The 26,901-nt window shown below is 42.6% G+C and carries 24 protein-coding genes; 18 read left to right on the top strand and 6 right to left on the bottom strand.

Annotated elements, in window-relative coordinates:
* The first annotated feature begins 177 nt into the window (after positions 1-177).
* Both PBF_RS13310 and argH read left to right on the top strand, forming a co-directional pair.
* The gene (locus tag PBF_RS13310) at positions 178-1,386 is read left to right on the top strand and encodes an argininosuccinate synthase (RefSeq protein WP_035330311.1); all 1,209 of its coding nucleotides are present in this window, start codon (positions 178-180) and stop codon (positions 1,384-1,386) included.
* Positions 1,383-2,777: an argininosuccinate lyase gene (gene argH / locus PBF_RS13305; protein WP_035330310.1), complete on the top strand. Its 1,395-nt coding sequence runs from the start codon at positions 1,383-1,385 to the stop codon at positions 2,775-2,777. Before PBF_RS13310 ends, argH begins: the two co-directional genes overlap by 4 nt.
* Before the next feature lie 36 nt (positions 2,778-2,813).
* Here the strand turns inward: argH and PBF_RS13300 are convergent, their stop codons facing one another.
* Entirely contained in the window at positions 2,814-3,266 is a 453-nt protein-coding gene (locus PBF_RS13300; protein WP_035330309.1) for a universal stress protein, read from the bottom strand.
* Between the two features lie 109 nt (positions 3,267-3,375).
* On the opposite strand from PBF_RS13300, the gene PBF_RS26500 reads away from it, so the two are divergent.
* Both PBF_RS26500 and ald read left to right on the top strand, forming a co-directional pair.
* A complete protein-coding gene (locus PBF_RS26500) occupies positions 3,376-3,543 on the top strand; it encodes a hypothetical protein (RefSeq protein WP_200870047.1) in 168 nt (55 codons plus the stop codon).
* 155 nt (positions 3,544-3,698) lie between these two features.
* Positions 3,699-4,820: an alanine dehydrogenase gene (gene ald, locus PBF_RS13295; RefSeq protein WP_035330308.1), complete on the top strand. Its 1,122-nt coding sequence runs from the start codon at positions 3,699-3,701 to the stop codon at positions 4,818-4,820.
* A 102-nt stretch (positions 4,821-4,922) separates the two neighbouring features.
* Here the strand turns inward: ald and PBF_RS13290 are convergent, their stop codons facing one another.
* The gene (locus tag PBF_RS13290; RefSeq protein WP_035330307.1) at positions 4,923-6,020 is read right to left on the bottom strand and encodes a M24 family metallopeptidase; all 1,098 of its coding nucleotides are present in this window, start codon (positions 6,018-6,020) and stop codon (positions 4,923-4,925) included.
* Between the two features lie 476 nt (positions 6,021-6,496).
* Here PBF_RS13290 and PBF_RS13285 point away from each other — a divergent pair, with 476 nt between their 5' ends.
* The 3 genes from PBF_RS13285 to PBF_RS13275 all read left to right on the top strand — a co-directional run bounded on the left by PBF_RS13285 (position 6,497) and on the right by PBF_RS13275 (position 8,944).
* Positions 6,497-7,177, top strand: a complete 681-nt coding sequence (locus PBF_RS13285; RefSeq protein ID WP_035330306.1) for a metal-dependent hydrolase — start codon at positions 6,497-6,499, stop codon at positions 7,175-7,177.
* Positions 7,178-7,293: 116 nt separating this feature from the next.
* Positions 7,294-7,542 (top strand): hypothetical protein, encoded by a 249-nt coding sequence (locus PBF_RS13280; protein ID WP_035330446.1) that lies wholly within the window; start codon positions 7,294-7,296, stop codon positions 7,540-7,542.
* Between the two features lie 82 nt (positions 7,543-7,624).
* Positions 7,625-8,944 (top strand): CBS domain-containing protein, encoded by a 1,320-nt coding sequence (locus PBF_RS13275; RefSeq protein ID WP_035330305.1) that lies wholly within the window; start codon positions 7,625-7,627, stop codon positions 8,942-8,944.
* Positions 8,945-9,168: 224 nt separating this feature from the next.
* Here PBF_RS13275 and PBF_RS13270 read toward each other — a convergent pair whose 3' ends face one another.
* A complete protein-coding gene (locus PBF_RS13270; protein ID WP_035330304.1) occupies positions 9,169-9,474 on the bottom strand; it encodes a YtpI family protein in 306 nt (101 codons plus the stop codon).
* Positions 9,475-9,612: 138 nt separating this feature from the next.
* On the opposite strand from PBF_RS13270, the gene PBF_RS13265 reads away from it, so the two are divergent.
* Entirely contained in the window at positions 9,613-10,551 is a 939-nt protein-coding gene (locus tag PBF_RS13265; protein ID WP_035330303.1) for a DHH family phosphoesterase, read from the top strand.
* A gap of 33 nt (positions 10,552-10,584) precedes the next feature.
* Here PBF_RS13265 and ytrI read toward each other — a convergent pair whose 3' ends face one another.
* Both ytrI and PBF_RS13255 read right to left on the bottom strand, forming a co-directional pair.
* The gene (ytrI, locus tag PBF_RS13260) at positions 10,585-11,085 is read right to left on the bottom strand and encodes a sporulation membrane protein YtrI (RefSeq protein WP_035330302.1); all 501 of its coding nucleotides are present in this window, start codon (positions 11,083-11,085) and stop codon (positions 10,585-10,587) included.
* Positions 11,082-11,477 (bottom strand): YtrH family sporulation protein, encoded by a 396-nt coding sequence (locus PBF_RS13255; protein WP_343299438.1) that lies wholly within the window; start codon positions 11,475-11,477, stop codon positions 11,082-11,084. Before PBF_RS13255 ends, ytrI begins: the two co-directional genes overlap by 4 nt.
* 114 nt (positions 11,478-11,591) lie before the next feature.
* On the opposite strand from PBF_RS13255, the gene dnaE reads away from it, so the two are divergent.
* The 8 genes from dnaE to PBF_RS13215 all read left to right on the top strand — a co-directional run bounded on the left by dnaE (position 11,592) and on the right by PBF_RS13215 (position 22,997).
* Positions 11,592-14,951: a DNA polymerase III subunit alpha gene (gene dnaE, locus PBF_RS13250; protein WP_035330443.1), complete on the top strand. Its 3,360-nt coding sequence runs from the start codon at positions 11,592-11,594 to the stop codon at positions 14,949-14,951.
* A gap of 187 nt (positions 14,952-15,138) precedes the next feature.
* On the top strand, positions 15,139-16,377 hold the full coding sequence (locus tag PBF_RS13245; RefSeq protein WP_035330301.1) for an NAD(P)-dependent malic enzyme: 1,239 nt from the start codon (positions 15,139-15,141) through the stop codon (positions 16,375-16,377).
* Positions 16,378-16,385: 8 nt separating this feature from the next.
* On the top strand, positions 16,386-17,009 hold the full coding sequence (locus tag PBF_RS13240) for a FadR/GntR family transcriptional regulator (RefSeq protein WP_035330300.1): 624 nt from the start codon (positions 16,386-16,388) through the stop codon (positions 17,007-17,009).
* A gap of 162 nt (positions 17,010-17,171) precedes the next feature.
* The gene (gene accD / locus PBF_RS13235) at positions 17,172-18,050 is read left to right on the top strand and encodes an acetyl-CoA carboxylase, carboxyltransferase subunit beta (protein WP_035330299.1); all 879 of its coding nucleotides are present in this window, start codon (positions 17,172-17,174) and stop codon (positions 18,048-18,050) included.
* Positions 18,035-19,012 (top strand): acetyl-CoA carboxylase carboxyl transferase subunit alpha, encoded by a 978-nt coding sequence (accA, locus tag PBF_RS13230; RefSeq protein ID WP_035330298.1) that lies wholly within the window; start codon positions 18,035-18,037, stop codon positions 19,010-19,012. Before accD ends, accA begins: the two co-directional genes overlap by 16 nt.
* Positions 19,013-19,406: 394 nt before the next feature.
* The gene (gene pfkA / locus PBF_RS13225; protein WP_035330297.1) at positions 19,407-20,366 is read left to right on the top strand and encodes a 6-phosphofructokinase; all 960 of its coding nucleotides are present in this window, start codon (positions 19,407-19,409) and stop codon (positions 20,364-20,366) included.
* Positions 20,367-20,728: 362 nt separating this feature from the next.
* Positions 20,729-22,489, top strand: coding sequence for a pyruvate kinase (gene pyk / locus PBF_RS13220; protein WP_035330296.1), 1,761 nt, complete (start codon positions 20,729-20,731; stop codon positions 22,487-22,489).
* A 121-nt stretch (positions 22,490-22,610) separates the two neighbouring features.
* Positions 22,611-22,997 (top strand): FxsA family protein, encoded by a 387-nt coding sequence (locus PBF_RS13215; RefSeq protein WP_035330295.1) that lies wholly within the window; start codon positions 22,611-22,613, stop codon positions 22,995-22,997.
* A gap of 216 nt (positions 22,998-23,213) precedes the next feature.
* Here the strand turns inward: PBF_RS13215 and ytvI are convergent, their stop codons facing one another.
* Positions 23,214-24,335 carry a sporulation integral membrane protein YtvI gene (ytvI, locus tag PBF_RS13210; protein WP_035330294.1) on the bottom strand — a complete coding sequence of 374 codons (1,122 nt, stop codon included), beginning with the start codon at positions 24,333-24,335 and terminating at the stop codon, positions 23,214-23,216.
* Positions 24,336-24,559: 224 nt separating this feature from the next.
* On the opposite strand from ytvI, the gene PBF_RS13205 reads away from it, so the two are divergent.
* The gene (locus tag PBF_RS13205) at positions 24,560-25,021 is read left to right on the top strand and encodes a DUF441 domain-containing protein (RefSeq protein ID WP_035330293.1); all 462 of its coding nucleotides are present in this window, start codon (positions 24,560-24,562) and stop codon (positions 25,019-25,021) included.
* A 550-nt stretch (positions 25,022-25,571) separates the two neighbouring features.
* Entirely contained in the window at positions 25,572-26,693 is a 1,122-nt protein-coding gene (gene citZ / locus PBF_RS13200; protein WP_035330292.1) for a citrate synthase, read from the top strand.
* The last annotated feature ends 208 nt before the right edge of the window (positions 26,694-26,901 follow it).

Below are 26,901 nucleotides of genomic sequence, written 5' to 3'. Positions count from 1 at the left end.
ATTATGGAATTCATATGAAGATTAATTTTTAAATGGAAAAATTGTATTTATTTTTATACATTTTTAAGAATAAGTATTGATTTTTAAATAAAAGGTTGTTAAAGTAAGAGAATAATAAATGAATAAAAACATAATTTAATTGTATATTTATACGTATAATCCAAGGAGGAATTATAAATGTCACAAAATAAAGTTGTTCTTGCATACTCAGGCGGTCTGGATACATCGGTTGCGGTTAAATGGCTGCAGGATCAAGGTTATGCTGTTGTTGCCTGCTGCCTTGACGTTGGGGAAGGAAAAGATCTGAACTTTATCCAGAAAAAAGCTTTAACTGTTGGGGCAGTACAATCTTATGTGATTGATGCAAAAGAGGAATTTGCTAATGAATATGCATTAATTGCACTTCAGGCGCATGCTTTATATGAGAACAAGTATCCATTGATTTCTGCTCTTTCACGCCCGCTGATCGCTAAAAAGCTTGTTGAAGTAGCAGAAAAAGAAGGGGCAGTAGCAGTCGCGCATGGATGTACCGGCAAAGGAAATGACCAGGTTCGTTTTGAAGTGGCAATTCAGGCTCTTAACCCTGATCTTCAGGTGTTAGCTCCGGTTCGTGAATGGAGCTGGTCACGTGAGGAAGAAATTGAATATGCAAAACAAAACAATATACCCATCCCAATTAATCTTGATTCTCCATACAGCATTGATCAAAACTTATGGGGCAGAAGCAATGAGTGCGGAGTTCTGGAAGATCCATGGGCAGCTCCTCCGGAAGATGCATACGATCTTACGGTTTCTCTCGAAAAAGCACCTGATACACCTGATACCGTTGAAATCGGTTTTGAAAAGGGTGTGCCAGTCAGCTTGAATGGAAAAAGTATGTTGCTTTCCGAGCTTATTGCCGAACTGAACGAGCTTGCAGGCAAGCATGGGGTTGGACGTATCGACCATGTGGAAAATCGCCTTGTCGGCATCAAGTCCCGTGAAGTATACGAGTGCCCTGGTGCGATGACACTTCTGAAAGCCCACAAAGAGCTTGAGGACTTAACAATGGTTAAAGAAATGGCCCACTTTAAACCGGTTATTGAGAAAAAAGTGTCTGAGCTTATATATGAAGGATTGTGGTTCTCTCAGCTTAACAACGCGTTAACGGCTTTCCTGAAAGAAACACAAACATTTGTAACAGGAACAGTCAGAGTAAAGCTGTTTAAAGGCCATGCAATTGTTGAAGGAAGAAAATCCCCTTATTCCCTGTACGACGAAAAGTTAGCAACCTATACTTCTGATGATGAATTTGACCACAATGCGGCAGTTGGCTTTATTAAGCTTTGGGGATTGCCGACAAAGGTGCAGAGCATTGTTCAAAACAGCAAGAAGGTGACAGTGTGAAAAAGTTATGGGGAGGCAGATTCACAAAATCTGCTGAAGAATGGGTAGATGAGTTCGGAGCATCGATTTCATTTGACCAGGAATTGGTTATGGAAGATATCGAAGGGAGCATGGCCCATGTTGCCATGCTTTCTAAAACAGGAATTATTACTGAGGAAGAAGCTGAAAAAATCAAAACAGGCCTCCAGCAGCTAAAAGAGAAAGCTGCAAAGGATGAACTGGAATACTCAGTAAAGCTTGAAGATATTCATTTAAATCTAGAGAGCCATTTGACTGAACTGACAGGGCCTGTCGGAGGTAAACTTCATACCGCAAGAAGCCGAAATGACCAGGTGGCAACAGACATGCATTTATATCTCCGCAAGCAGGTGGAGCAGATTGTTGAATTGATTCAGGAAATGCAGGAGGAGTTAATCATCCAGGCTGAAAAGAATGTGGAAACCATCATGCCGGGCTATACGCATCTGCAGCGGGCACAGCCAATCTCTTTCGGCCACCATCTAATGGCTTATTTCTGGATGCTTGAGAGGGACAAAGAGCGATTTTCTGAAAGCTTAAAAAGAATCAATCTATCACCTCTTGGAGCTGGGGCTCTGGCTGGAACCACTTTCCCAATCGACCGTGAGTATACGGCGGAACTTCTCGGATTTGAAGGCATCTATGAAAACAGCCTGGATGCTGTCAGTGACAGAGACTTTATTTTGGAGTTTTTATCCTCAAGCTCAACCCTGATGATGCATCTGTCACGTTTAAGTGAAGAATTCATCCTTTGGTCAAGCCAGGAGTTTCAATTCATTGAACTGGACGACAGCTTTGCAACTGGCAGCAGCATTATGCCGCAAAAGAAGAATCCGGATATGGCGGAGCTCATCCGAGGTAAAACGGGACGTGTATACGGTAACCTCATGGGTCTCTTGACAGTATTGAAAGGTCTGCCGCTCGCCTATAACAAAGATATGCAGGAAGATAAGGAAGGGATGTTTGATACTGTAAAGACAGTCACAGGTTCATTGAAAATCTTTGCAGGAATGATCCGCACCATGAAGGTTAAATCAGAGCAGATGGAAAAAGCGACTAAAAATGATTTTTCCAATGCTACTGAACTGGCGGATTATCTATCTGATAAAGGCATTCCATTTAGAGAAGCACATGAGATCGTCGGGAAACTGGTCCTTGCCTGTGTACAGAAGGGATGCTTCCTTGGAGGTTTGCCGCTAGATGATTTCAAGAATGCCCATCCATTGTTCGAAGAAGATATTTATGAAGTGCTGGATCCATATACAGCTGTCAAAAGAAGAAATAGTGCAGGCGGAACAGGATTCAAACAAGTAAGCATCGCGATTGAAAAAGCGAAGGAATTCCTCGGCAATAAAGAGTTTGCCAATAAATAATGAAAAAATGGCGCTGCAGAAACAGCGCCATTTTTTTTATTCTTCTTCTTTATCCGTTCTGACTACGAGGACATCACAGCGGGCATAGCGGGTAATATGTTCAGATACACTGCCGATGATGAAACGTTCAACCGCGTTCATGCCTGTTGCACCGCAAATGATCAGGTCAACATTATGCTTTCTGGCAATATCCTTTGGAACCTTCACTTTAGGAGAACCATAGCCAACTTCATATATTACATTCTCGATGCCTGCATCCATAGCCGTTCTTTTGTATTTTTCCATTAATTCGGTTGCGAAACGGTCAGCTCTTTCTGCAATTGTGCGGTCATAGGCTTCAACCGTAGCAAAGGTGCGGGTATCAATGATATGTGCCAATACAAGAGAAGCATTATTGCGCTTCGCAATTTCAATTGCCTTTTTAAAAGCCCATTCTGCTTCCGTTGAACCATCTACAGCGACTAATATGTTTTTATACTTCATGCCCATTTGAATCTCCTCCTTTACCTATATTATACAGCTGTTAAATCTGAATATCTGTAACAAAAAATCGAACAATAGTAAGGCTGATGAAAATTTATTAAAGGAGCAGATGAAAATGGAAAAGAGAGAACCGAAAGCAGAGTCCGCGTATTTTTTTGATGAGCAGGGTACAAATGAAGTTAGCGCACAAATCATGAATGCTTATAACAGCGGTGTTATTGATCAGCCGAATGCCGAGTTTGACATGGAAGCTCACGAACGGAATGAAGGCAATCTGCAATAAAAAAGCAAGCTCTCATAAATTAATGAGAGCTCTTTTAATGAGGATTTGGCAATACCGGGTAATGATAAAAAATGGGCAAAGCTATTGTAAACTTTTCCCTCAAATATCCATATAAAGTTAATAGGTATATCACTTAAAATACGGAGGTATGCAGCATGCGTATCGGGGTTCCAAAGGAAGTAAAAAACAATGAAAACAGGGTTGCTATGACCCCTGCTGGTGTTATGAATCTCATCCAATTTGGACATGAAGTCTATATAGAAACGGGTGCCGGGATCGGATCGGGCTTTTCTGATAGCGACTATATGAGTGCAGGCGCACATATTGTTCAGACTGCAGAAGAGGCGTGGGCCATGGAAATGGTGATGAAGGTAAAGGAGCCGATACAGAGCGAATATATGTATTTTCGGGAAGGGTTAATTCTCTTTACATATTTGCATTTGGCTGCTGAACCTGATTTGACAAGTGCTTTAATAAATAATAAGGTTGCGGGCATTGCTTATGAAACAGTCCAGCTTCCTAACCGGACTTTGCCTCTATTGACTCCAATGAGTGAAGTAGCGGGAAGAATGGCAGCTCAGGTAGGAGCGCAGTTTCTTGAAAAAATACATGGCGGGAAAGGAATTCTCCTATCGGGTGTCCCGGGTGTGCAGCGTGGGAATGTTACTATAATTGGCGGTGGGGTTGCTGGAACCAATGCGGCAAAGATGGCAATTGGTCTTGGTGCCAAGGTAACCATGATCGATTTGAATCCAGATCGCCTTCGGCAGCTTGATGATATCTTTGGAAGAGAAGTAACAACTTTAATCTCAAATCCTTATAATATCGCTGAAGCTGTTAAGGTTTCAGACCTTGTCATTGGAGCTGTACTGATTCCGGGTGCAAAAGCTCCTAAGCTTGTGACGGAGGAAATAATCAAAACGATGAGCCCCGGTTCTGTTATCGTGGATATCGCAATTGATCAGGGAGGGATTTTTGAAACAACTGATCGAATTACTACCCATGACCATCCCACATATGAAAAACATGGCGTCGTTCATTATGCGGTAGCTAATATGCCTGGGGCAGTTCCGAGAACATCAACTATTGCACTGACAAACGTGACTGTTCCTTATGCAGTTCAAATAGCAAATAAAGGCTGCAAACAGGCATGTCTGGATAATGAGGCTTTATTAAAGGGAGTCAATACATTAAATGGCTGCGTGACATACAAGGCGGTGGCTGAGGCCCATAGCCTTGACTATTCAGATACGAGAACACAATTGGAGCAGCATTAGGAAAAGCGGAAAGCGCCCGCTTATCGGCGACTAAATGCAGAATTTATATAAAAAATCCGGGGCAGGTTTGCTCCGGATTTTCTGTGGAATTAGTTCAAGTCTCTATTTAATAATCTGAAGTTCTTTCGGGAACTTCGTCAAAATTTCTACTCCGTCTGCTGTTACAGCAAGGTCATCTTCAATCCTCACTCCGGCAACGCCCGGGACGTAGATACCCGGTTCGATCGTGAAGACCATGCCTTCTTCAAGCAAAAGTGAGTTTGTTTCTGTTAATGAAGGGTACTCATGCACGCTCACACCCAGCCCATGGCCCAATCGATGCGGGAAATAGTCGCCGTAGCCGGCTTCTGCAATCAGGCTTCTTGCTGTCAGGTCAATATCTGCGCAAGTGACTCCCGGCTTGCTCGCTTCCACCGCTGCAAGCTGAGCTTTTAAGACCGTATCATAAATTTCTTTCTGTTTATCATTGATATCCCCGTACGCTACAGTTCTAGTAATATCTGAGCAGTAGCCATTCCAGACAACTCCGAGGTCAAACAGGACTAAGTCCCCTTTTTGAATCTTCGTCATTCCTGGTGTGCCATGAGGGGAAGCCCCGTTAGCCCCCGTCAGGACCATGGTAGAAAAAGACATTTCATTAACGCCTTTTTTCTTTAACGCGTACTCTACAGCAGCCAGAACATCCAGTTCAGTTTTTCCTTCCTGGATCTCGGCACAGCCTGTTTCAATCGCAAAATCAGCCAGTGCACATGCTTCCCGGATAGTTTCCAATTCTTTTTCATCTTTAACCATACGAAGCTGACGAAGCTTTGCTTCTGCCGAAACGAATGAAGCACCGCTGAACAGGCCGGAGATGGCTTCATAGCGCTCTACATTCATATGCTCTTTTTCGATTGCTGTTTTATTTACTTTTCCGATTCTTTTTTGTATGGATGTCTGGATAAATTCCCAAGGGTTCTGAATATCGCTGTAGCCTATAATTTCATGGCTCCAGCCGGCCTTTTTGGCATCTTCTTTTTCCATGGCCGGACATACGAGGAATGGCTCTTCTTCCTGGAAAACAGCCAATCCAAGCAAGCGTTCATGGGGGTCGCTTAAAAAGCCGCTTAAATAAAACACATTATCCGGTGATGTTACAAAAGTGACTTGTATATCATTTTCCTTCATCCACTGTGACAATTTCTGCAATCTGGTATTCATAGTGAACCTCCTTATGTACTAATACTTTGAGAGTAGCAACTAAAAACGAAAAGCGCAAGCGCCTTGGTCACGAAGGAACGCAGACTAAGAACGCCACGTCCTGTGGCAACGTCTGCATGACCCGCATCCTCCCAAAAGCTTTCGCTTTTGGTCGTGCGATGATTATGCTGACGAAGCCTTCCTTGTCCTGCGGGCCTCAGGTATAAGACGGTGCCTGTAAGAAGGTGTTTTTTCCTTCTGAAAGGAAACGGCTTATGACCCCGAGTCCCTAGGAGCCGCAACTAGACAAGCTTGTGACCTCGAGGGGGTAGGCTGCTTGCGCTAGACAGTTATCTAACTCCAGAAATATACCTTTAACCTAAGATATTGTAAACTTTTTAAACATTGCCAATTCGGGTATATATTAAAAGGAAGCAGGAATAACTTGTTTTTCGTTGAAGTAACTTACATAACATAAAATAGAGAGGAGCATAAAATTGAAAGTATCATTTCATGGCCATGCCGTAGTGAAAATCGAATCACAGGGAAAAACCATCTTAATAGACCCTTTTATTACCGGGAATGATTTAACAGACTTAAAAGCTGAGGATCAGAAGCCAGATGTTATCATTGTCACCCATGGACATGGTGACCATCTCGGGGACACGATTGAACTGGCAAAGCGCAATGATTCTCTTGTGATTGCCAACTTTGAGCTTGCCACCTATCTTGAGTGGCAGGGAGTAAAAGCGCATGGAATGTCCATCGGCGGCGGATATGATTTTGACTTTGGAAGAGTAAAGCTGACACCCGCATTTCATGGAACAGGCCTTGAGACGGAAAATCAGGAAATCATCTACTTGGGAATGCCTGCCGGTGTGCTCATCACACTTGAAGGAAAAACCATTTATCATGCAGGTGATACAGGACTTTTCTCTGATATGAAGTTAATTGGCGACCGCCATCCGATCGATTTGGCATTTCTGCCGATTGGAGACAATTTTACGATGGGGCCGGATGATGCAGCATACGCAGCAGAACTCCTTGGTGCCAAAAAGGTTGTTCCCATTCACTTCAACACGTTCCCGCCAATCAGGCAGGATCCCCAAAAATTCATCAGTATGCTTGAGGATGGAGTCGGGCAGGTTCTCGAAGCAGGGGAATCAATCGAATTGTAATATGAAAACGCAGCTTCTAATGGAGGCTGCGTTTGTTTTTTATAACTAAATTCGAATCATTTTCCCAGCCTGTCCGCATACATTTTAGGGAGGACAGGATAAAGGAGGAAGCGAAATTGAACAAAAACCGATATTTGCTGTGCCTGCTGCTGTGCGGCTTGATGCTTTATTTTGCAGCTCCAAGAATGGGTGTATTTAATGGAGGAACTGAAGGAATCTTTGCCATCAGCTGGCTGGCTCTTGCCCTTTTTGTCATTGCCGGGAACCTGACTGCATTGCTGTATGCGCCAAAAAAAGCGGCTGTTTCCGGGAAACAGGTGCGCAAATTGGCAGACAGGAAGCGGGTGCGCTCCTTCGGCAGATAATGAAGATTGCCGGAGTCAATTGTATCAAGGCCTCTTTACCCTTATAATGAAAATAAGGAATAATTTGTAGAGGGTGGAAGTCTTGGCTACTAAGCATGAGCAAATATTACAATATATTGATGAACTGCCAATTGGAGAAAAGATATCGGTCAGACAGATTGCCAAGGCGCTTGCTGTGAGTGAAGGGACGGCATACAGAGCGATTAAGGATGCTGAAAATAAGGGGTATGTCAGTACAATAGAACGTGTTGGGACAATAAGAATTGAGCGGAAAAAGAAAGAGAATATTGAGAAGCTTACTTTTGCAGAAGTTGTTAATATCGTTGACGGCCAGGTGCTCGGTGGAAGAGCAGGGCTTCATAAAACACTGAACAAATTTGTTATTGGGGCGATGAAGCTTGAAGCGATGATGAGATACACGGATGCCGGTAACCTGCTGATCGTCGGAAACCGGACCCAGGCACACGAATTGGCATTGAAGGCTGGCGCTGCTGTATTAATTACCGGGGGATTTGATACAGAAGATCATGTCAAAAAGCTTGCTGACGATCTGCAGATGCCTGTGATCTCAAGCAGCTATGATACCTTTACAGTGGCAACTATGATCAATCGGGCTATCTATGACCAGCTGATTAAAAAAGAGATTGTACTTGTTGAAGATATCCTGACTCCTCTTCAGGAGGCGATTTTTCTGAAAACAACCGATACAATTGCAGATTGGCTGACATATAACCGCGAAACCGGCCACAGCCGATTCCCGGTTGTCGACAATAATTTCAAGGTGCAGGGAGTTGTTACTTCCAAGGATATCATGGGACATGACAAGGAAATGCTTATCGAAAAAATCATGACTAAAAATCCAATGACAGTTGGCGGGAAAACGAGCGTTGCTTCTTCCTCGCATATGATGGTGTGGGAAGGAATTGAATTGCTCCCAGTGGTGGATGAGGCGAATAAACTCGAAGGCATTGTAAGCCGCCAGGATGTTCTGAAGGCTTTGCAGATGATACAAAGGCAGCCGCAGGTGGGTGAAACAATTGACGATATTGTCACCAGCCAGCTGGTTATGACACGGGGGAAAGCGAAAGGAGATGACGTCTATCGCTGCGAGGTTACTCCGCAGATGACCAACCACCTTGGAACGATTTCCTATGGAGTCTTTACAACCATTGTATCGGAAGCGGCAAACAGAGTGTTAAGAAGCTATAAAAAGGGAGATCTCGTAGTTGAAAATATGACTGTCTATTTTATAAAACCTGTTCAGATTGACAGTATGCTTGAAATCTATCCCAAAGTCCTGGAAGTAGGGCGGAAGTTCGGTAAAGTGGATGTTGAAGTTTTTAACGAAGGTGTCCTTGTGGGCAAGGCGATGATGATGTGCCAGCTGATTGACAGACATTAAAAGAAATGCGGAAGCGCCTTGCCCACCCCCGACAAGCACAAGACGAGCCTCTCGGAAAGGCGTCCTTTGCCTTTTTGGGAGGATTGGCTTGTGACCTCGAGGGGGTAGGCGCTGGAGCTAGACAGTAATCCACGTTCAAAGTTTAATTTTCATACAAATAAACAAAAAGCCGCTCAAATTGAACGGCTTTTTTTGGATGGCCCTTTCTGAAGAGCCGGGTATCTTTAATTCTTTCTTGCTGCCTCAGCTTCTTTTACAGCATGAGGAGTGTAAAACTTGTATGCTTTAATGCCGCCCCATATGCTTAATCCGCCAATAAGAATAAACACAATTGCCACAATGAGAGCAGTTGTTGTGTCGTATAAGAACAGCTGGTTAAGGCCAAATATGGCAACAAATGAACCCAGGGCAATTCTGGACTTGGCTGATATCCATTGTCTTTCAGCCGGCTGTCTGCTCCTGAAGAATTTTACTTTGTAGAAAATATAGAAAGAAAAAGAGAGTATAATCAGGATAACAAAAATAGGCATTTCATAACCTCCAAGTTTCGACAATCTCTTATCATTCTACCTTCATTATTAAAAAAATGCCATAAGCGTGCAGTGTTTTCTTTTTCTTTTCATGGTGGTATGGTAAAAATATAGTATTCAGAATAAAAGGAGCGCGCCATGAAACAGAAGATACTTGATGAAATAATAAAATATGAAACAATCATTATTCATAGGCATGTCCGTCCGGACCCGGATGCGTATGGCTCACAGGGGGGCCTTGCTGAAATCCTTAAGGCTTCTTTTCCGGAAAAATCGATCTTTACTGTCGGGCAGGAAGAAGAAACATTACATTTTATGAGAAGGCTTGATGAAGTATCTGATGATACATATAAAGGTGCGCTGGTCATTGTCTGTGATACAGCAAATGCAGAGCGGATATGTGATGATAGATATGGAACGGGCAGCAAGCTGATTAAAATTGATCATCATCCTAATATGGATCCGTATGGGGATTTAATGTGGGTGGATACAAATGCAAGCTCAACAAGTGAAATGATTTATGAGTTTTATCTTTTCGGCAAAGAACAGGGGCTGAAAATGTCTGATGAGGCGGCAAGATTGTTATTTGCAGGGATAGTTGGTGACACCGGCCGTTTCCTTTATCCGAGCACGACAGAAAAGACATTTGCCTATGCAGGTGAATTGATTCATTATAATTTCTCACGTCCTGAACTGTTTGATAAGATGTACGAGCTGGACGCAAATATTGTTAAACTGAAGGGCTATGTGCTGCAAAATTTTGAGATGAGATCCAGCGGGGCTGCTGTAATGATCCTGAAAAAGGAATTGCTCGAAGAATTTGAGGCAGCCCCTTCCAAAGCATCCCTCCTTGTAAGCACTCTTGGCGATGTGAAGGGAATAAAAGCATGGGTTTTCTTTATCGAGGAAAGCGATCAAATTCGTGTGAGGTTCCGTTCTAAGGGCCCAATAATTAATGAAATTGCAAGGAAGTATAAAGGCGGTGGACATCCTCTTGCTGCCGGAGCTTCCATTTATTCATGGGATGAGATGGATTCCGTTGTAAGAGACCTTGAGGCTGTATGCAGAGATAACTGACATAACAAATGATGCCCGGCAAAAAGCCGGGCATTAATCCAGCATAATGTTTAATTCAATTGAGACAGTTGTATAGATGACCAATTCTTTAACTTCCACCCGGTATCTTTTTTCGTTTACGCGATGTGTCTTATTCTCTATGATTTTCTTGATCAGTTCACTGCTTTTATATACAGTATCCATGTCTTTGGCAATCATCATGCTAATATCCTCTTTTATTTCATCTTCCAGCTGGAAAACGCTGAAGGAATCCAGTTTATACTTTTCTCCGTTGACAATTTTAATGGAAATATCCTGGACAGTCAGTTTTTTCTGGTTTTCTTTATTTAGTTTTTTGAATTCCTCCTGCCAGATTTCTTTATCTTTTTCCAATTCATGAATAGCATCCTGTTGAAGCTTGATTTCTTTGCTGTATCTCTCCTGCCATTGCCCGAAGATAAATAAAAAAATAAACCAGCTGATGATGCCTCCCAGGGCCATTCCTGCAAAAAAACGCTGCCAGGATGGCAATCGGTAGTAAGGAGGTATCCTCATGCTGAAATGTTCTCCTGAGTCAGCCAGTTAATGAGCATGGCGCCTGTCTGGGCCCCTCCGAGAGCAGAAAGAATCAGCATTAATTGTTTGAAGATATCCTTAGTCTGTCCGTCCATAACGCCCCTTTCAAAGCTGTAAACGGTATCAAAGGTTCCCCCTATCGCTGCAATGATGGCCCAAATGCGAATCATATTGGAAATCTGGAAGATTTGATTTAAAGGAGGCTTGCCTGTCAGAAAAGCGGCCATGCCGCCGATGATTGAACCTCCAATCAAAACACCGAACGCAATGAAATAGCTCTCTATTAAAGTGGAGAAAAAGGGCTGGGTATTCATATCATCCATCCTCGCTGCAGGAATGGTCCTGCCAGAATTATCTTGATACTTCATCATATGGACAAACTTAATAAAATATGTTTTTTAGGTGCTGTTAAAAAGAGAACATATTTTCTTTTTGGAAACGGGCGTTCTATAATGAAAATAGCAGAAATTAAGGGTGTGAGAAACGTGTCATTTATTCACCTTCATGTCTATAGCGCATATAGCCTGCTGTCGAGCACGGCAAGAATAGAGCAGCTTGTGACAAGCGCCAGAGAAAATAGGTTTCCTGCCCTGGCTCTAACGGACCGGAATGTCATGTACGGGGCGGTCGCCTTTTATAAAGAATGTCTTAAGCAGTCCATAAAACCGATCCTGGGACTCTCTGTGGATGTACTAAGCGAGATATCTGAAGGAGAAGCTTATCCATTGGTCATCCTGGCTAAAAACCAGCAGGGGTTTCAGAATTTGTTAAAAATCACAAGTACAGTCCAGACAAAATCGCCCGAAGGCATTCCTCTTAAATGGCTTAAGCACTATGCCGGAGGATTGTTTGCCTTAACTCCAGGCATGGATGGGGAGATAGAACAATTCCTTGTGGCGGATGAATACGGCCATGCAAAAAGGACAGCCGAACTTTTCAGCAGCATTTTTGAGCCAAGTTCATTCTTTTTCGCTTTACAGGATCATGGGCTGCATGAAGAAAAAAAAATCCATGACCTCCTGGTTCAGCTTTCCGAAGAAACCGGGATTGGCCTTGCGGCTTCAAATGGTGTCTGTTACATAAAAAAAGAGGAAGCTTTTGCCCATGAGTGTCTGCTGGCCATTAAAAATGGAGAAAAGCTTCAGGATGAAGATAGAGAACGGCTGATGAGCAATGAGTATTACTTAAAGTCATCCGGGGAAATGGCAGAACTGTTATCAGGGTATCCAGATGCCTTAGAGAATACAATTATGATTGCTGATCAATGCAATGTAATGCTTGAGCTGGATAAACAGAACCTTCCTAAATACCCTGCTGCAGAAGGCAAGAGTACCGATGAGCTATTGGAAGAAGTGTGCTGGCAGGGCTTTGCTGACAGATATCCGGATGGTGATGCTGAGCATAAAAATCGGCTGCGTTATGAGCTGAACATAATCAGAAACATGAAATTCAGTGATTATTTTCTAATTGTCTGGGATTTTATGAAGTTTTCGAGAGAAAATGGCATTTTAACCGGTCCAGGGCGGGGATCCGCAGCCGGTTCAATGGTTGCTTATGTCCTCTATATAACAGATGTGGATCCCATTGAGCATCAGCTGCTATTTGAGCGGTTCCTTAATCCGGAAAGAATCTCCATGCCTGATATTGATATCGATTTCCCGGATCACAGAAGAGATGAGGTAATTCGGTATGTATCCAGGAAATATGGTGAACTGCATGTGGCTCAAATTCTTACATTTGGGACCCTGGCTGCCAAAGCAGCACTCCGGGATGTCGGCAGGGCATTTGGGCTTAATCCTAAAGAACTGGACATGCTGTCAAAAAGAGTACCTTCCAAATTGGGCATCAGTCTCAAAGAGGCCTACAAAGAATCAGAGCCTTTAAGAAGATTCACCCAGGAATCCGATTTAAATCGGAGACTATTTGAAACAGCTGTCAAACTGGAAGGACTCCCAAGACATACATCCACTCATGCTGCCGGGGTTGTCATAAGCGAGCATCCGCTTGTTGAGGCCATTCCTATTCAAAAGGGGCATGAAAATGTTTATTTGACCCAATATTCAATGGAGCATCTGGAGGATGTCGGCCTTTTGAAAATGGATTTTCTCGGTCTCAGGAATCTGACATTAATTGAGAATATCTTAACCTCTATTGAGAGAAAGACAGGCACACAGATTGATATAAAACAAATTCCCCTGGATGATGAGGCAGTATTCAGTCTTTTGGGACGAGGAGATACAACAGGTATTTTCCAGCTGGAATCTGAGGGGATGCGCAGTGTGCTGACAAGGCTTAAGCCAACGCGGTTTGAAGATATTGTGGCTGTCAATGCCCTTTATCGTCCGGGTCCAATGGAAAATATCCCTCTTTTTATTGACAGGAAGCATGGAAGGAAGCCGATTATATATCCTCATCCTGACCTGAAGCCTATTCTTGAAAATACGTATGGTGTCATCGTGTATCAGGAACAAATTATGCAAATCGCTGCAAAACTGGCCGGATTTTCACTGGGTGAAGCTGATTTGCTTCGGAGAGCGGTCAGCAAGAAGCAAAAAGAAGTGCTTGACCGTGAACGCGTCCATTTTGTTGGGGGAGCAGTCAATAAAGGCTATAATGAACAAACCGCTCATGACATTTATGACTTAATCGTCCGGTTCGCAAATTATGGATTCAACCGGAGTCATGCTGTTGCATACAGTTTCATAGCTTATCAGCTGGCATATTTGAAAACTCATTATCCTCTTCATTTTATGGCTTCCCTGCTGACTTCAGCTATCGGAAATGAAGGCAGGATTGCCCAATATATCGGAGAACTGAGACAGATGGGCTTAACGCTCAGCCCGCCTTCCATTAATAAAAGCGGCTACTCATTTCTGGCAGAGAAAGATTCTATCAGGTATAGTCTGGCTGCGATAAAAGGAATCGGTGCAGCAGCTTTAAGAGATATTTTTCAGGCGAGAAAAAATAAGCGCTTTGAAGATCTGTTTGATTTTTGCATAAGGGTTTCAACAAAAGCAGTCAATCGCAAGATCCTCGAATCGCTTGTTCATTCAGGCAGCTTTGATGAATTCGGAGAAGATAGAGCTGTTCTTCTGGCCAGCCTGGATGTAGCTGCGGAGCATGCCCAGCTTGTTATGCCGGAAGATGATCAAGCTGATTTCTTTGAGGATGATGAGTTTTTTCCTAAGCCTAAATATACAGAAGTAGATCCTATCAGTTCCGAGGACAAGCTAAGATTTGAAAAAGATGTGCTTGGCCTGTATTTATCAGATCATCCCGTTTCGATTTACGAATCCTATTTTTCCCTGCTGGGAGCCTGTCCGCTGGCTGAACTGGATAAAACAGTAAATAAGGCAAAAGCAGTTGCTTACTTATCCGATGTGAAAAAGATTCGTACGAAGAAAGGAGAGCCAATGGCGTTTCTATCCTTGAGCGATCAGACGGGAGATATGGATGCGGTTGTTTTTCCCAAGGTGTTTAACCGGTTTTCAATGCTCTGCTCGCAGGGAAACATCGTCTTAGCGGAGGGAAAGATAGAGGAACGGGACGGAAAAAAGCAGCTGATTATACAGCATCTGGATGATGTGAAGGAAGCCATTGAAATAATGCAAAACAAAGATCCCGTTTTGTATTTAAGAATTACTGAGGATCGGGAGACAACGGAAAATCTTCGTTTGCTCAAAGAATTATTTAAGAAAAATGAAGGCCGCGTTCAAGTGGTTTTGTATTATGAAAGCTCCCGAAAAACTATTCGTCTGGGTGAAGAGGACCTGGTCTCGCCAACAGAGGATTTCCTGAAATTGCTTATGCAGCTGCTTGGCCGGAATAACATCGTTTTAAAGTAATTACCCTTTACATCAATAACAATTATGGTATATTTGTAAGAAGAAAAATAAACTGGTCTGACCACTGTGAGAGAAAGAGAAGTCCTGCTCTATCTGATAATGAAACAGAACTGCAGCAGGATTTAAAGCATGTATATGTCAAGTCTATGTTTATATAATCCTATCCGGAATATGAGGAGTGAAAATTTTGACCTTACGCGAAGAAGCTTTGCATATGCATAGAGCTAATAAAGGGAAGTTGGAATCTAAATCTAAAGTACAGGTGCGAAATGCCAAAGACTTAAGTCTTGCTTACTCACCGGGGGTTGCTGAGCCCTGCAAGGAGATTTATGATAAGCCGGAAACTGTCTATGAATATACGATGAAAGGCAATATGGTCGCGGTTGTTTCCGATGGAACAGCAGTGCTGGGACTGGGGAATATCGGGCCGGAAGCTGCCCTGCCTGTAATGGAAGGAAAAGCAGTACTTTTCAAAAGTTTTGCAGGAGTGGATGCATTTCCAATTTGCCTTAATACGACAGACGTAGATAAAATTGTTGAGACTGTAAAACTTCTTGAGCCTACATTTGGAGGCGTAAACCTTGAAGATATTGCTGCTCCCAATTGCTTTTATGTAGAGGAAAGATTAAAGAAGGAAACAAATATTCCCGTTTTTCATGATGACCAGCATGGCACTGCCATTGTAACTGTGGCAGGCCTTGTAAATGCCTTGAAGCTTTCCGGAAAGAAAATGAATGAAATTAAGGTTGTGGCAAATGGTGCCGGTGCTGCCGGAATTGCCATTATTAAACTTTTATACAGCTACGGTGTACGCGATATCATTATGTGTGACACTAAAGGAGCTATTTATGAAGGCCGCCCGCAGGGTATGAATGAAATTAAAAATGAAGTTGCAAAGTATACGAATCGTGAGAATGCAAATGGAAGCCTTGCAGATGTTATTATAGGGGCTGACGTATTCATCGGAGTTTCTGCTGCTGGAGCCCTGACAGCTGAGATGATTGGCACTATGAATCAGGATCCAATTATATTCGCAATGGCTAATCCAACTCCTGAAATTATGCCTGAAGAAGCGAAAGCAGCTGGGGCAATGGTAGTTGGAACCGGAAGATCCGATTTTCCCAACCAGGTAAATAATGTGCTGGCTTTCCCTGGAATCTTCCGCGGAGCACTGGATGTCCGAGCAACTCATATCAATGAGAAAATGAAAGTGGCAGCTGTAGAAGCCATTGCTAATTTGGTGCATGAGGATGAGTTGAATGCGGATTATGTCATCCCAGGCCCATTCGATCCCCGTGTCGCACCGGAAGTTGCAGCTGCTGTAGCAAAGGCAGCTATGGAAACCGGCGTTGCACGCATTAAAGTCGATCCTGAAGAAGTGAAGGAAAAAACGAAGCAACTTGCAGTCATTGGAAAAGGTGAGTGATTCCATAAGTGAATTCACCTCAAAATAACACGAAGGTTTATATCGGCATTGTCAAACAGCTTAGGTCCATGATTGAACATGATGGACTTAAGCCTGGAGATCGACTGCCTTCCGAAAGAGAGCTGTCAGAGCGCCTGGGTGTCGGGCGCTCTTCGGTTCGGGAAGCATTAAGAGCCCTTGAACTTCTTGGCTTAATTGAGACAAGGAGAGGCGAGGGGACTTTCATGAGGGATTTTAGGGGTCATCAGCTCGTACAGCTCCTTAGCACGTTTATTCTTCAGGATAAGAAATCTATAAGAGATGTTAAAGAAACCAAGTTTCTGATCGAACTTGATTGTTTATGGCTAATTATTCAAAAGGCTGGTGAAGACCGGCTTCTCAGGTTCAGAAAGTGGACGCTGGAAGCAGACTACACCGATGATGACTTTTTCCTTGAAATCGTCACACTTGCAGAAAATCATCTTTTCCTCCGTATTTGGATCATTCTCAAAGATTATTATAATTCTTTGGATTTAGAGAAAATGATGATAACCAAACAGCAATATGCGGAGCTGATTGATACCTTGATTTCCAGAAAAGATTCCGAAGTTATTCGTGTATATAAAGAACTGAGAAATTTGTCGAAGGATTAACGACAATTTTTTGCAGAATTTATTTTTGATATCATCTATATTTAAATAATTAGACAAGCATAAATGAAGCCTAGAAAAGTTAGGCATTCATTTTTACAATAGTGGTCTGACCACTATTGGAATTAATGGAAGTGATTCAGCGATTATCAGGGAGGTTTCATCTTGCTTAAAGATATTTTTACTAAGACGAAGAAGAAGAAATATGCAACCATTCCATCGGAAACGGCAAAACAGGATGTGCCGGAAGGAATCATGACAAAGTGTCCAAACTGCAAGAAAATCATGTATACCAAAGAATTGGTCAAGAACCTTAAAGTGTGTTTCCATTGTCATTACCACCATACCATGAATTCAAAAGAGCGTTTGGTAAGCTTTTTGGATGCTGATAGTTTTGAAGAAATTAACGCGAACATGATTTCTGAAAATCCTCTGAATTTCCCGGATTATATTGATAAGCTGGAAAAGGATCGGGAAAAGACAAAGATAAATGAAGCGGTAGTGACTGGGACAGGCACTGTAGATGGTCAAAAAATTGCAGTAGCTGTTATGGATTCCACATTCCGAATGGGAAGCATGGGTTCAGTAGTCGGAGAGAAAATTACCCGTGCCATTGAAAAAGCTGATGAATTGCGAGTTCCTTTTATAATATTTACCGCTTCAGGCGGTGCAAGAATGCAGGAAGGCGTCTTGAGCCTGATGCAAATGGCCAAGACTAGTGTAGCACTAAAAAGATTCAGTGATAATGGAGGTCTCATTATCTCAATCATGACTCATCCGACAACAGGCGGTGTGTCTGCAAGCTTTGCTTCATTGGGGGACTATAATCTGGCAGAACCTGGTGCTTTGATCGGATTTGCGGGGCGCAGGATCATAGAACAGACGATTCGTGAAGAATTGCCGGAAGACTTCCAGACAGCAGAATTCTTATTAAAATGTGGTCAATTGGATGCAGTAATTCCTAGAACAGAGTTAAAAGACAAGATATCAGCTATTTTATCCATACATCAACCAGGAGGTGACTTCAAATGGCAGGAGAATTAGAATTTGAGCGTCCGGTTATGGAACTGAAAAAAAAGATTGCTGAATTAAAAGAGTTTACCAAAACAGCCGATGTAGATCTATCCTCTGAGATAGAGAAGCTGGAAGCGCGCTTGGAAAAATTAGAAGTCGATATATATGAAAATATGAAGCCGTGGGACCGTGTGCAGATTGCGAGGCACCCCGCAAGGCCGACTACACTGGATTATATTACCTATCTTTTTGAGGATTTTTTCGAGTGTCACGGAGATCGTGCTTTTGGTGATGATGAAGCGATCGTTGGCGGTATCGCGAAGTTTAAAGGAATTCCGGTTACTGTCATCGGCCACCAGCGCGGAAAAGACACGAAAGAGAATATCCGCAGAAATTTTGGCATGCCTCATCCCGAAGGTTACCGCAAAGCATTAAGGCTTATGAAGCAGGCCGATAAATTCCGGAGGCCGATTATCTGTTTCATTGATACAAAGGGTGCCTACCCCGGGAAAGCTGCAGAGGAACGAGGACAGAGTGAGGCAATTGCCAAGAACCTGTTTGAAATGGCAAGCCTCAGAGTCCCGGTTATCTGTATCGTCATTGGTGAAGGCGGTAGCGGCGGAGCTCTGGCTCTTGGTGTAGGAAACCATATTCATATGCTAGAAAACTCCACTTATTCGGTTATTTCTCCAGAAGGAGCTGCTGCTATTCTCTGGAAAGATGCAACCCAGGCTAAAAAGGCTGCAGAATCCATGAGAATCACTGCACCGGATTTAAAAGAACTGGGTGTGGTAGACCTTATTATTGAAGAAGTAAAGGGCGGGGCCCACAAGGATGTCAAGGCTCAGGCTGCGGAAATCGAAGAAGTCCTTACTCACTCATTGAAGGATCTGATGGATCTTACTGAAGATCAGCTGATCGATCACCGGTACAACAAGTTCAAATCTATTGGCGAATATTCGTTTTTAAAGGAATTTATTGGGGTAAAATAAAAGCGTGCTTTCGGGCACGTTTTTATTTTTTATAACTCGCTGTGCAGAATCGGGGCTTCTTCCCGGCTGCGGAGAGTTAGGTAATACCTGTCCTTATAGTGGAAAAATGCAGTTTTTTATATATAAAACGCTTTCAGTATCCCGACAATTCTGTATTTCTTTGAAATTGTCTGATTAAGTTGAGATGCTCCCTTCTTCATGGTATTTTAGAAATATTCAATAGCGTTTTGTTCAATAATAAGATAAGCATAAAATGCTCTGCTTTACATATGGAGCCTATATTACATACAGAATTTTCGGGCAGGCATGTACATTCTATATAGGCTGTTAAATACAGCTCAGCAAGAAAACACGCTTTCTTATAGTGATATAAATTACATTTGGGGTGATTATTGTGAAGAAAATAGGAGTTTTAACAAGCGGCGGCGATTCTCCTGGCATGAATGCGGCTGTACGTGCAGTTGTCCGTAAAGCGATCTATCATAATATTGAAGTGTATGGTGTTTATGGCGGATACTCCGGCTTGATGTCAGGAAATATTAAGAAGCTTGACCTCGGTTCGGTTGGTGATATCATCCATCGCGGCGGTACAGTCCTGCATTCGGCAAGAAGCGAAGAGTTCAAAACAAAAGAAGGCCAGCAAAAGGGCATTGAACAAATGAACAAGCACGGCATTGAAGGTCTTGTAGTAATTGGCGGGGACGGTTCATACCGTGGAGCAAAAGCTTTGACAGAGCATGGATTTCCTTGTGTGGGCGTACCTGGCACTATCGATAACGATATTCCGGGAACGCAATATACTATTGGCTTTGATACAGCATTAAATACGGTTATTGATGCAATTGATAAAATTCGTGATACAGCTACTTCCCATGAAAGAACATTTATCATTGAAGTAATGGGAAGAGATGCAGGAGATATCGCTTTATGTGCAGGATTAGCAGGCGGTGCGGAGACAATCCTCATTCCTGAAGCAGGCTATAGTATGGATGAAATTGCAGAGAGACTGAAAAAGGGACATGAACGAGGCAAAAAACACAGTATCATTGTAGTTGCGGAAGGAGTCTGCAGCGGAGTGGAATTTGCCAAGCAAATCAAAGAAACGACAAACTTTGATACAAGGGTGTCCGTGCTTGGACATATGCAGCGGGGCGGATCCCCAACTGCATTCGACCGGGTGCTGGCGAGCCGCCTTGGAGCATACGCAGTGGAACTTATTCTTGAAGGCAAAGGCGGACGTGCAGTAGGAATTCAAAATAATAAACTGGTTGACCATGATATAATTGAAATATTGGATAGAGAGCATACACTTGACCTGGATCTATACAAACTTTCGAAAGAGCTGTCTATTTAATCTATCAGATACAAGCCGGCATTAAGTGCTATAAAGCGTCAGTGCTGGTAAGATAAGAATAATAAAAATTTGAAGTTAGATAACTGTCTAGCTCCAGCGCCTACCCCCTCGAGGTCACAAGTTTGTCTAGTTGCGGCTCCTAGGGACTCGGGATCATAAGCCGTTTCCTTTCAGAAGGAAAAACGCCTTCTAACAGGAAAAGTCTTATGCCTGTCGTCCCTGGGCAATTGCCTCCACATTTCGAGCAATCCTCCCAAAAGGCAAAGAACGCCTTTCTGGGAGGCTCGTCTTGTGCTTGCCGGGGGTGGGCAAGGCGCTTCCGCTTTTCTTACAAGCTGCATCAAATCAGGAGGTAAATTATTATGCGTAAAACGAAAATCGTTTGTACTATTGGACCTGCCAGTGAAAGTGTTGAAAAGTTAACACAGCTTATTGAAGCAGGGATGAATGTTGCCCGTTTAAATTTCTCTCATGGTGATTTCCAGGAGCATGGACAGCGAATTCAAAATATCCGTGAAGCTTCAGCAAAGACAGGCAAGACTGTAGCAATCCTTTTAGACACTAAAGGGCCGGAAATCCGCACAAACAATATGGTGGATGGCGCGATTGAATTGAGAGCCGGGGAAAACATTATTATCTCCATGAATGAGGTTGAAGGAACAGCAGAAAAGTTTTCTGTTACATATGCAGGCCTTATTGAAGATGTTCACACAGGAAGCAAAATTTTGCTTGATGACGGTTTAATTGGTCTGGAAGTGACAAAGATTGATAAGGCCAACAGTGAAATCCACACAAAAATTTTAAATAGCGGAACACTAAAAAATAAAAAAGGCGTCAATGTTCCAGGTGTTTCAGTGAACCTGCCCGGCATAACGGAGAAAGATGCACAGGACATCATCTTCGGAATTGAACAGGGCGTCGATTTTATTGCCGCTTCTTTTGTCCGCAGGGCATCTGATGTTTTGGAAATCAGACAGCTGCTTGAAGAGCATAATGCATCTTATATCAACATCATTCCTAAGATTGAAAATCAGGAAGGTGTAGATAATATTGAAGAAATTCTTGAAATTTCTGACGGACTTATGGTAGCGCGAGGAGACCTTGGAGTTGAAATTCCAGCAGAAGAGGTGCCGCTCGTACAAAAGAAATTAATTAAAAAATGCAATGCACAGGGGAAACCAGTCATTACTGCAACCCAAATGCTGGATTCCATGCAGCGCAACCCGCGTCCAACACGCGCAGAAGCGAGTGATGTAGCAAATGCCATTTTTGATGGTACTGATGCGATCATGTTATCCGGTGAGACGGCTGCGGGCTCTTATCCTGTCGAGGCTGTGCAGACGATGCATAATATTGCATCAAGAGCGGAATCTGCATTAGATCATAAAGAAATCCTTTCAAATCGAAGCAAAGATAATGAGCATAACATTACTGATGCCATTGGAGAATCAGTGGCACATACAGCTCTTAACCTGGATGTTAACGCAATTATTACACCAACTGAAAGCGGTCATACAGCCAGGATGATTTCCAAGTACCGCCCAAAAGCACCAATCGTTGCCGTTACTTCAAATGACTATGTGTCACGGCGTTTATCTTTAACATGGGGCGTGTACCCTCAAATCGGCCAAAAAGCGTCTACAACAGACGATATGCTTGATATCGCTGTTGAAGAAAGCTTGAACAGCGGAATTGTTGCTTCAGGAGATTTAGTAGTAATTACAGCAGGTGTACCTGTGGGTGAAGCAGGTACCACCAACTTAATGAAAATTCATGTAGTGGGGGATATCCTTGCTAAGGCACAAGGAATCGGGCGCAAATCAGCCTTTGGAAAAGTCGTTGTGGCAAGAAATGCAGAGGAAGCATTGGCGAAAGTAACAGAAGGATCTATTCTGGTTACAATCGGCTCTGACCGTGAAATGGTGCCTGCGATTGAGAAATGCAGTGCGCTTATTACAGAAGAAGGCGGGCTTACAAGCCATGCGGCTGTTGTTGGCCTTAATATTGGCATACCTGTCATTGTAGGGGTTGAAAATGCAACAAGCCTGCTGAAAGATGGACAGGAAGTCACAGTTGACTCTCAGCGCGGTGTAATTTATAATGGCCACGCAAGCGTATTATAATTGGATTTGTACAAGGAAGGGGATACCCTTCCTTTTTTGATTTTCCCGGACAAATTGTTATATTCTCAATGCCTGGTTTGATATAATAATGGTAAGTCTTAAACAAAATAGAGGTGGCTTGATGCGCTACATTCTCTTGCTGATGATAATCGTTCCAGCTGCAGAAATTGGTGTTTTACTTCTTTCAGGCAACACCATTGGGATATGGCCTACACTTGCGATTATCTTGCTTACAGGTGTTCTCGGTGCTTATCTTGCTAAAAAGCAGGGCCTTGAAACAATCAGAAAAATACAGGATCAGCTGAGCTGCGGGCAAATGCCTGGAGATGCCATTCTTGATGGGGCATGTATCCTTATTGGAGGCACCTTGCTTCTTACACCGGGGTTCATTACAGATGCATTAGGATTTACATTGCTTCTTCCTTCGGCTAGAAAAAGATTTAAAAATATCCTTTATATAGGTTTGAAAAAATGGATGAACAAGGGAACGATCACGATTATCAGGTAAAAATAGCTATATAAAGCCGCTCCGTTACATTGGAGCGGCTGGTTTAATTTAATGGAAAATGACATCCCATGATTATTAGTTCTCCTCGCGAGCTCTTGTCCCCGCTCAGTGGCATGATTGCACTGAGCGGGGACATTTAAATCTTTAGGTGAGGCAAGTGCCCGATATCCAATTCTTTGCATAGTATGACTGAAGACGATGGCCAAATTTTTCATCCTAATCGGCTTCTTCATTGCCTTTTATAAACATCCAGATATCCCGGAATACCCCAGCTTTATGAAGAGTAGTGATGAGTACAAGAGTAACCGGACCTGCAATCAAGCCCAGAAAACCAATCAGCTTGAAACCGGCAAATAAAGCAATCAGGGTAGCTAAAGGATCAAGCCCGATGCTTGATGAAAGGATCTTTGGCTCCATTATCTGGCGCTGGACCAGCACGATGATATAAAGAATACCCAGCCCGAGTGCCCTGCTCATTTCTCCGCCGATTGCCTCATATATAATCCATGGCACAAAAATCAGCCCTGTTCCGAGATATGGAATAATATCGACAAGACCGGTCACAAGTGCAATCGTGATGGCATAATCGACACGCAGAATCAGAAGACCGGCAAGTATGATGACCGTAGTAATAGATACTAAAGTAGCCTGTGCCTTGACGAAGCCAAACAAAGCCTTCTGCAGATCGGCAAATACGGTTCTGCCGCTTTTTTTTGCGCGGCTGGGCAGCATGCGGCTGAATATACCTGAAAGCCTGTGCCAATCCTTGCTGATAAAAAAAGTGGCCAGCAGCGAGAAGATCAGGACCGTTGCTGCATTGGGAAACCATGAAAGAATGTTCGGGATTTTCTCGAAAAAAGACTGGATAAAATCTCCAAGTGTAGAGCCAAATTGCTTCCCGACATTTTCAATATTATTCATGATGGTATCCTGCTGTCCTGTTCCCAGATTATTAAATAAACTTGCCAGCTGGTTATAAAGAGGAATGATTTGCCCAGCAAAGAACTGTTCAACAAAATCAATTAAGGTATCGAGGTGCTGCGGCACTACTTTAGCCAAATAATCCGCACCTGATACGATCTCTGCCACCAGTAAAGTGATTAATCCGGCAAAAATGGCAAAGATAAGTATCAGTGCAATGAGGACTGCGAGGGCCCTTGGTATTTTCCATTTAACCTCCATTATATTGACCAAGGGGTTAATTAGAAAGGCAATGGCCAGTCCAATAATGAAAGGATAAGTCACTTTGGATAAATATAAGAAAGCATAGAGACTTAAGATCACCACTCCAATGACAAAGAAAAATCTTACGGTCCGATAGATATATGCCGGGTTCAAGTAATAGCCTCCTTAATGAATTTGAACAGACTAAGTCATTGCCGCTTTGCTTTATGTAATGTTATTAGTCATATCATACATCAATTTTGCAAGAGCTTAAAATAATTAGATATTGTCTATTAATACATATTCTATTTTTAAAAATCCGCCAAAGAACCCAGAAATTATTAAATTGTTTTAAATTATGTTACGATAATATAGAAAGCTGGCAGGTGAATTAGCAGATGTTTTCCCAATCACTCATTTTTTTGTTTCTATTACTGGGGATAGGTGTAATAGCAAAAAATCAATCACTGATCATTGCTGTCTTTGTTTTGATTATCCTTAAAGCAGCCGGCCTGGATTCAAAAGCCTTTTCATTTCTGCAGTCCAAGGGGATTAACTGGGGTGTAACCATTATTACAATTGCTGTCCTTGCACCTATAGCCAGTGGTGAAATCGGCTTCCGGGATTTAGGCGGTGCATTTAAATCCCCTTATGCGTGGGTTGCTCTTGTCTCAGGGATTGCAGTTGCGCTTCTGGCAAAAGGCGGCATCGTATTGCTGGCTGAAGATCCCCATATAACAACTGCTCTTGTTCTGGGGACCATTCTTGCTGTCTCCCTTTTTAAAGGTATTGCTGTCGGTCCTCTGATAGGGGCTGGGATTGCGTATATGGCAATGAAAGTCTTTGAGCTTTTTAAGTGAATGTTCTTAGAATTCTCATTGCCTTTGGGCAATAATGTAAATAAACTTTTCTTGAAAAATAATATTTTTTAACAAATTAAGTGCTTTTCATTCACAAAAGTCAGATAATTGTTTATAATAGGACTTGTAAGCGTAACCTATTTCACGGTACCTATTAAATTCAGTTAAGCTCTATTAAAATGTTATTAATATATTTATTTTTTTCATTTAAGAAAAAATGTAAGCATTTTCTTTTTTTTTAAGAGAGTACCGAGCAACCGCTCGATTAATGCATGCCAAGAGAAAGTTTATTTCTTCCATAAAAAGGGAGTGCTTTTCATAAATGAAAGTTCCGGCTTTCATGGATTTGGTCTGTAGATCGGCTAATACAGCCGGCTTTTCAATAGCTGTCCTGCAGCCCTATAATAGTGTCCAAAAAAAATAAAACAGAATGTGGACATGACGAGGAAGCTTTTCTGAAAGATGAAAAATCAGGTTCGGCTTACTTATGTTTAATGTACAGACAAAAATGGGTATGGGGAAATCTTATTATGTAAAGGAGAGATTCGGTATGACAGTAACACGCGGTCTTGAAGGGGTAGTAGCTACTACTTCGTCTATCAGCTCCATCATAGACGATACATTAACCTATGCGGGCTACAATATTGATGATTTGGCTGAAAATGCAAGCTTTGAAGAGGTTATTTATCTTTTATGGCACAGAAAGCTTCCTGCTCAATCACAGCTGGATGAGTTAAAGAGTCAGCTTGCAGCAAACTACTCTCTTCCAGAGGAAGTACTGAACCATTTTAAAACATATCCAATTGACAAAGTGCATCCAATGGCTGCCCTTCGATCTGCAGTGTCTCTATTAGGACTTTATGATGAAGAAGCAGACCAGATGGATGAAGAGGCAAACTATAAAAAAGCAATTCGCCTTCAAGCAAAAATGCCTGCTATCGTAACGGCATTTGCACGGGTAAGAAAAGGCCTTGAACCAATTGCTCCCAGAACAGATCTTGGATTTGCAGCCAACTTCCTATACATGCTTACAGGCGAAGAGCCTGAACCAATCGCAATTGAAGCATTTAATAAAGCACTGGTTCTTCATGCGGATCATGAACTGAATGCTTCCACTTTCACTGCACGTGTATGTGTAGCCACATTGTCAGATATTTATTCAGGAGTTACAGCTGCTATTGGGGCATTAAAAGGGCCGCTGCATGGCGGTGCCAATGAGGCGGTAATGAAAATGCTTACTGATATCGGCACGCTTGAAAATGTAGAGCCATATATCCGTGAAAAGCTTGAAAAGAAAGAGAAAATCATGGGCTTTGGCCATCGTGTTTACCGTCAGGGCGATCCTCGTGCCAAGCACTTAAGAGAAATGTCTAAAAAGCTTACAGAACTTACCGGGGAACCACACTGGTACGAAATGTCCACGCAAATTGAAGCGATCGTTACCGGAGAGAAAAAACTTCCGCCAAATGTCGACTTCTATTCTGCATCTGTATATCATAGCCTGGGAATCGACCATGACCTGTTTACGCCGATTTTTGCTGTAAGCCGTGTATCCGGCTGGCTGGCTCATATTCTCGAACAATATGAGAATAATCGTTTGATCCGCCCGCGTGCAGACTATACAGGCCCGGGAATGCAAAAATACATTCCAGTAGAGCAAAGAGGTCTTTAATAGGCTGAAAAAACAGATTAAAAGAACAAAAATTACTACTCAGCATTTTACTTTTTATCAAAAAATTGCTGTAATAGAGAGAGCAGGTAAAAGGTTAGGGGCAAATGCCTTCTAACCTTTGATTCTGATATACTGATGCAGCATTGTGCCGAATACTATATAAATAAAAAGGCTGATGCTCGCACTTTTCAAAATGGAGGGTATAACA

Source organism: Cytobacillus firmus DS1, assembly GCF_000565285.1.
Classification (GTDB): Bacteria; Bacillota; Bacilli; order Bacillales; family Cytobacillaceae; genus Cytobacillus; species Cytobacillus firmus_A.
Note: the sequence above shows the minus strand (reverse complement) of the source record. Positions and strands in the feature narration are given on the sequence as shown.

Excerpts from the sequence above, each read along its gene's own strand:
- PBF_RS13310 (WP_035330311.1), top strand. The coding sequence starts at position 178 with ATGTCACAAAATAAAGTTGTTCTTGCATACTCAGGCGGTCTGGATACA.
- PBF_RS13300 (WP_035330309.1), bottom strand. The coding sequence starts at position 3,266 with ATGGGCATGAAGTATAAAAACATATTAGTCGCTGTAGATGGTTCAACG.
- PBF_RS26500 (WP_200870047.1), top strand. The coding sequence starts at position 3,376 with ATGGAAAAGAGAGAACCGAAAGCAGAGTCCGCGTATTTTTTTGATGAG.
- ald (WP_035330308.1), top strand. The coding sequence starts at position 3,699 with ATGCGTATCGGGGTTCCAAAGGAAGTAAAAAACAATGAAAACAGGGTT.
- PBF_RS13290 (WP_035330307.1), bottom strand. The coding sequence starts at position 6,020 with ATGAATACCAGATTGCAGAAATTGTCACAGTGGATGAAGGAAAATGAT.
- PBF_RS13270 (WP_035330304.1), bottom strand. The coding sequence starts at position 9,474 with ATGCCTATTTTTGTTATCCTGATTATACTCTCTTTTTCTTTCTATATT.
- PBF_RS13265 (WP_035330303.1), top strand. The coding sequence starts at position 9,613 with ATGAAACAGAAGATACTTGATGAAATAATAAAATATGAAACAATCATT.
- ytrI (WP_035330302.1), bottom strand. The coding sequence starts at position 11,085 with ATGAGGATACCTCCTTACTACCGATTGCCATCCTGGCAGCGTTTTTTT.
- PBF_RS13255 (WP_343299438.1), bottom strand. The coding sequence starts at position 11,477 with ATGATGAAGTATCAAGATAATTCTGGCAGGACCATTCCTGCAGCGAGG.
- accA (WP_035330298.1), top strand. The coding sequence starts at position 18,035 with ATGGCAGGAGAATTAGAATTTGAGCGTCCGGTTATGGAACTGAAAAAA.
- pyk (WP_035330296.1), top strand. The coding sequence starts at position 20,729 with ATGCGTAAAACGAAAATCGTTTGTACTATTGGACCTGCCAGTGAAAGT.
- PBF_RS13215 (WP_035330295.1), top strand. The coding sequence starts at position 22,611 with ATGCGCTACATTCTCTTGCTGATGATAATCGTTCCAGCTGCAGAAATT.
- PBF_RS13205 (WP_035330293.1), top strand. The coding sequence starts at position 24,560 with ATGTTTTCCCAATCACTCATTTTTTTGTTTCTATTACTGGGGATAGGT.
- citZ (WP_035330292.1), top strand. The coding sequence starts at position 25,572 with ATGACAGTAACACGCGGTCTTGAAGGGGTAGTAGCTACTACTTCGTCT.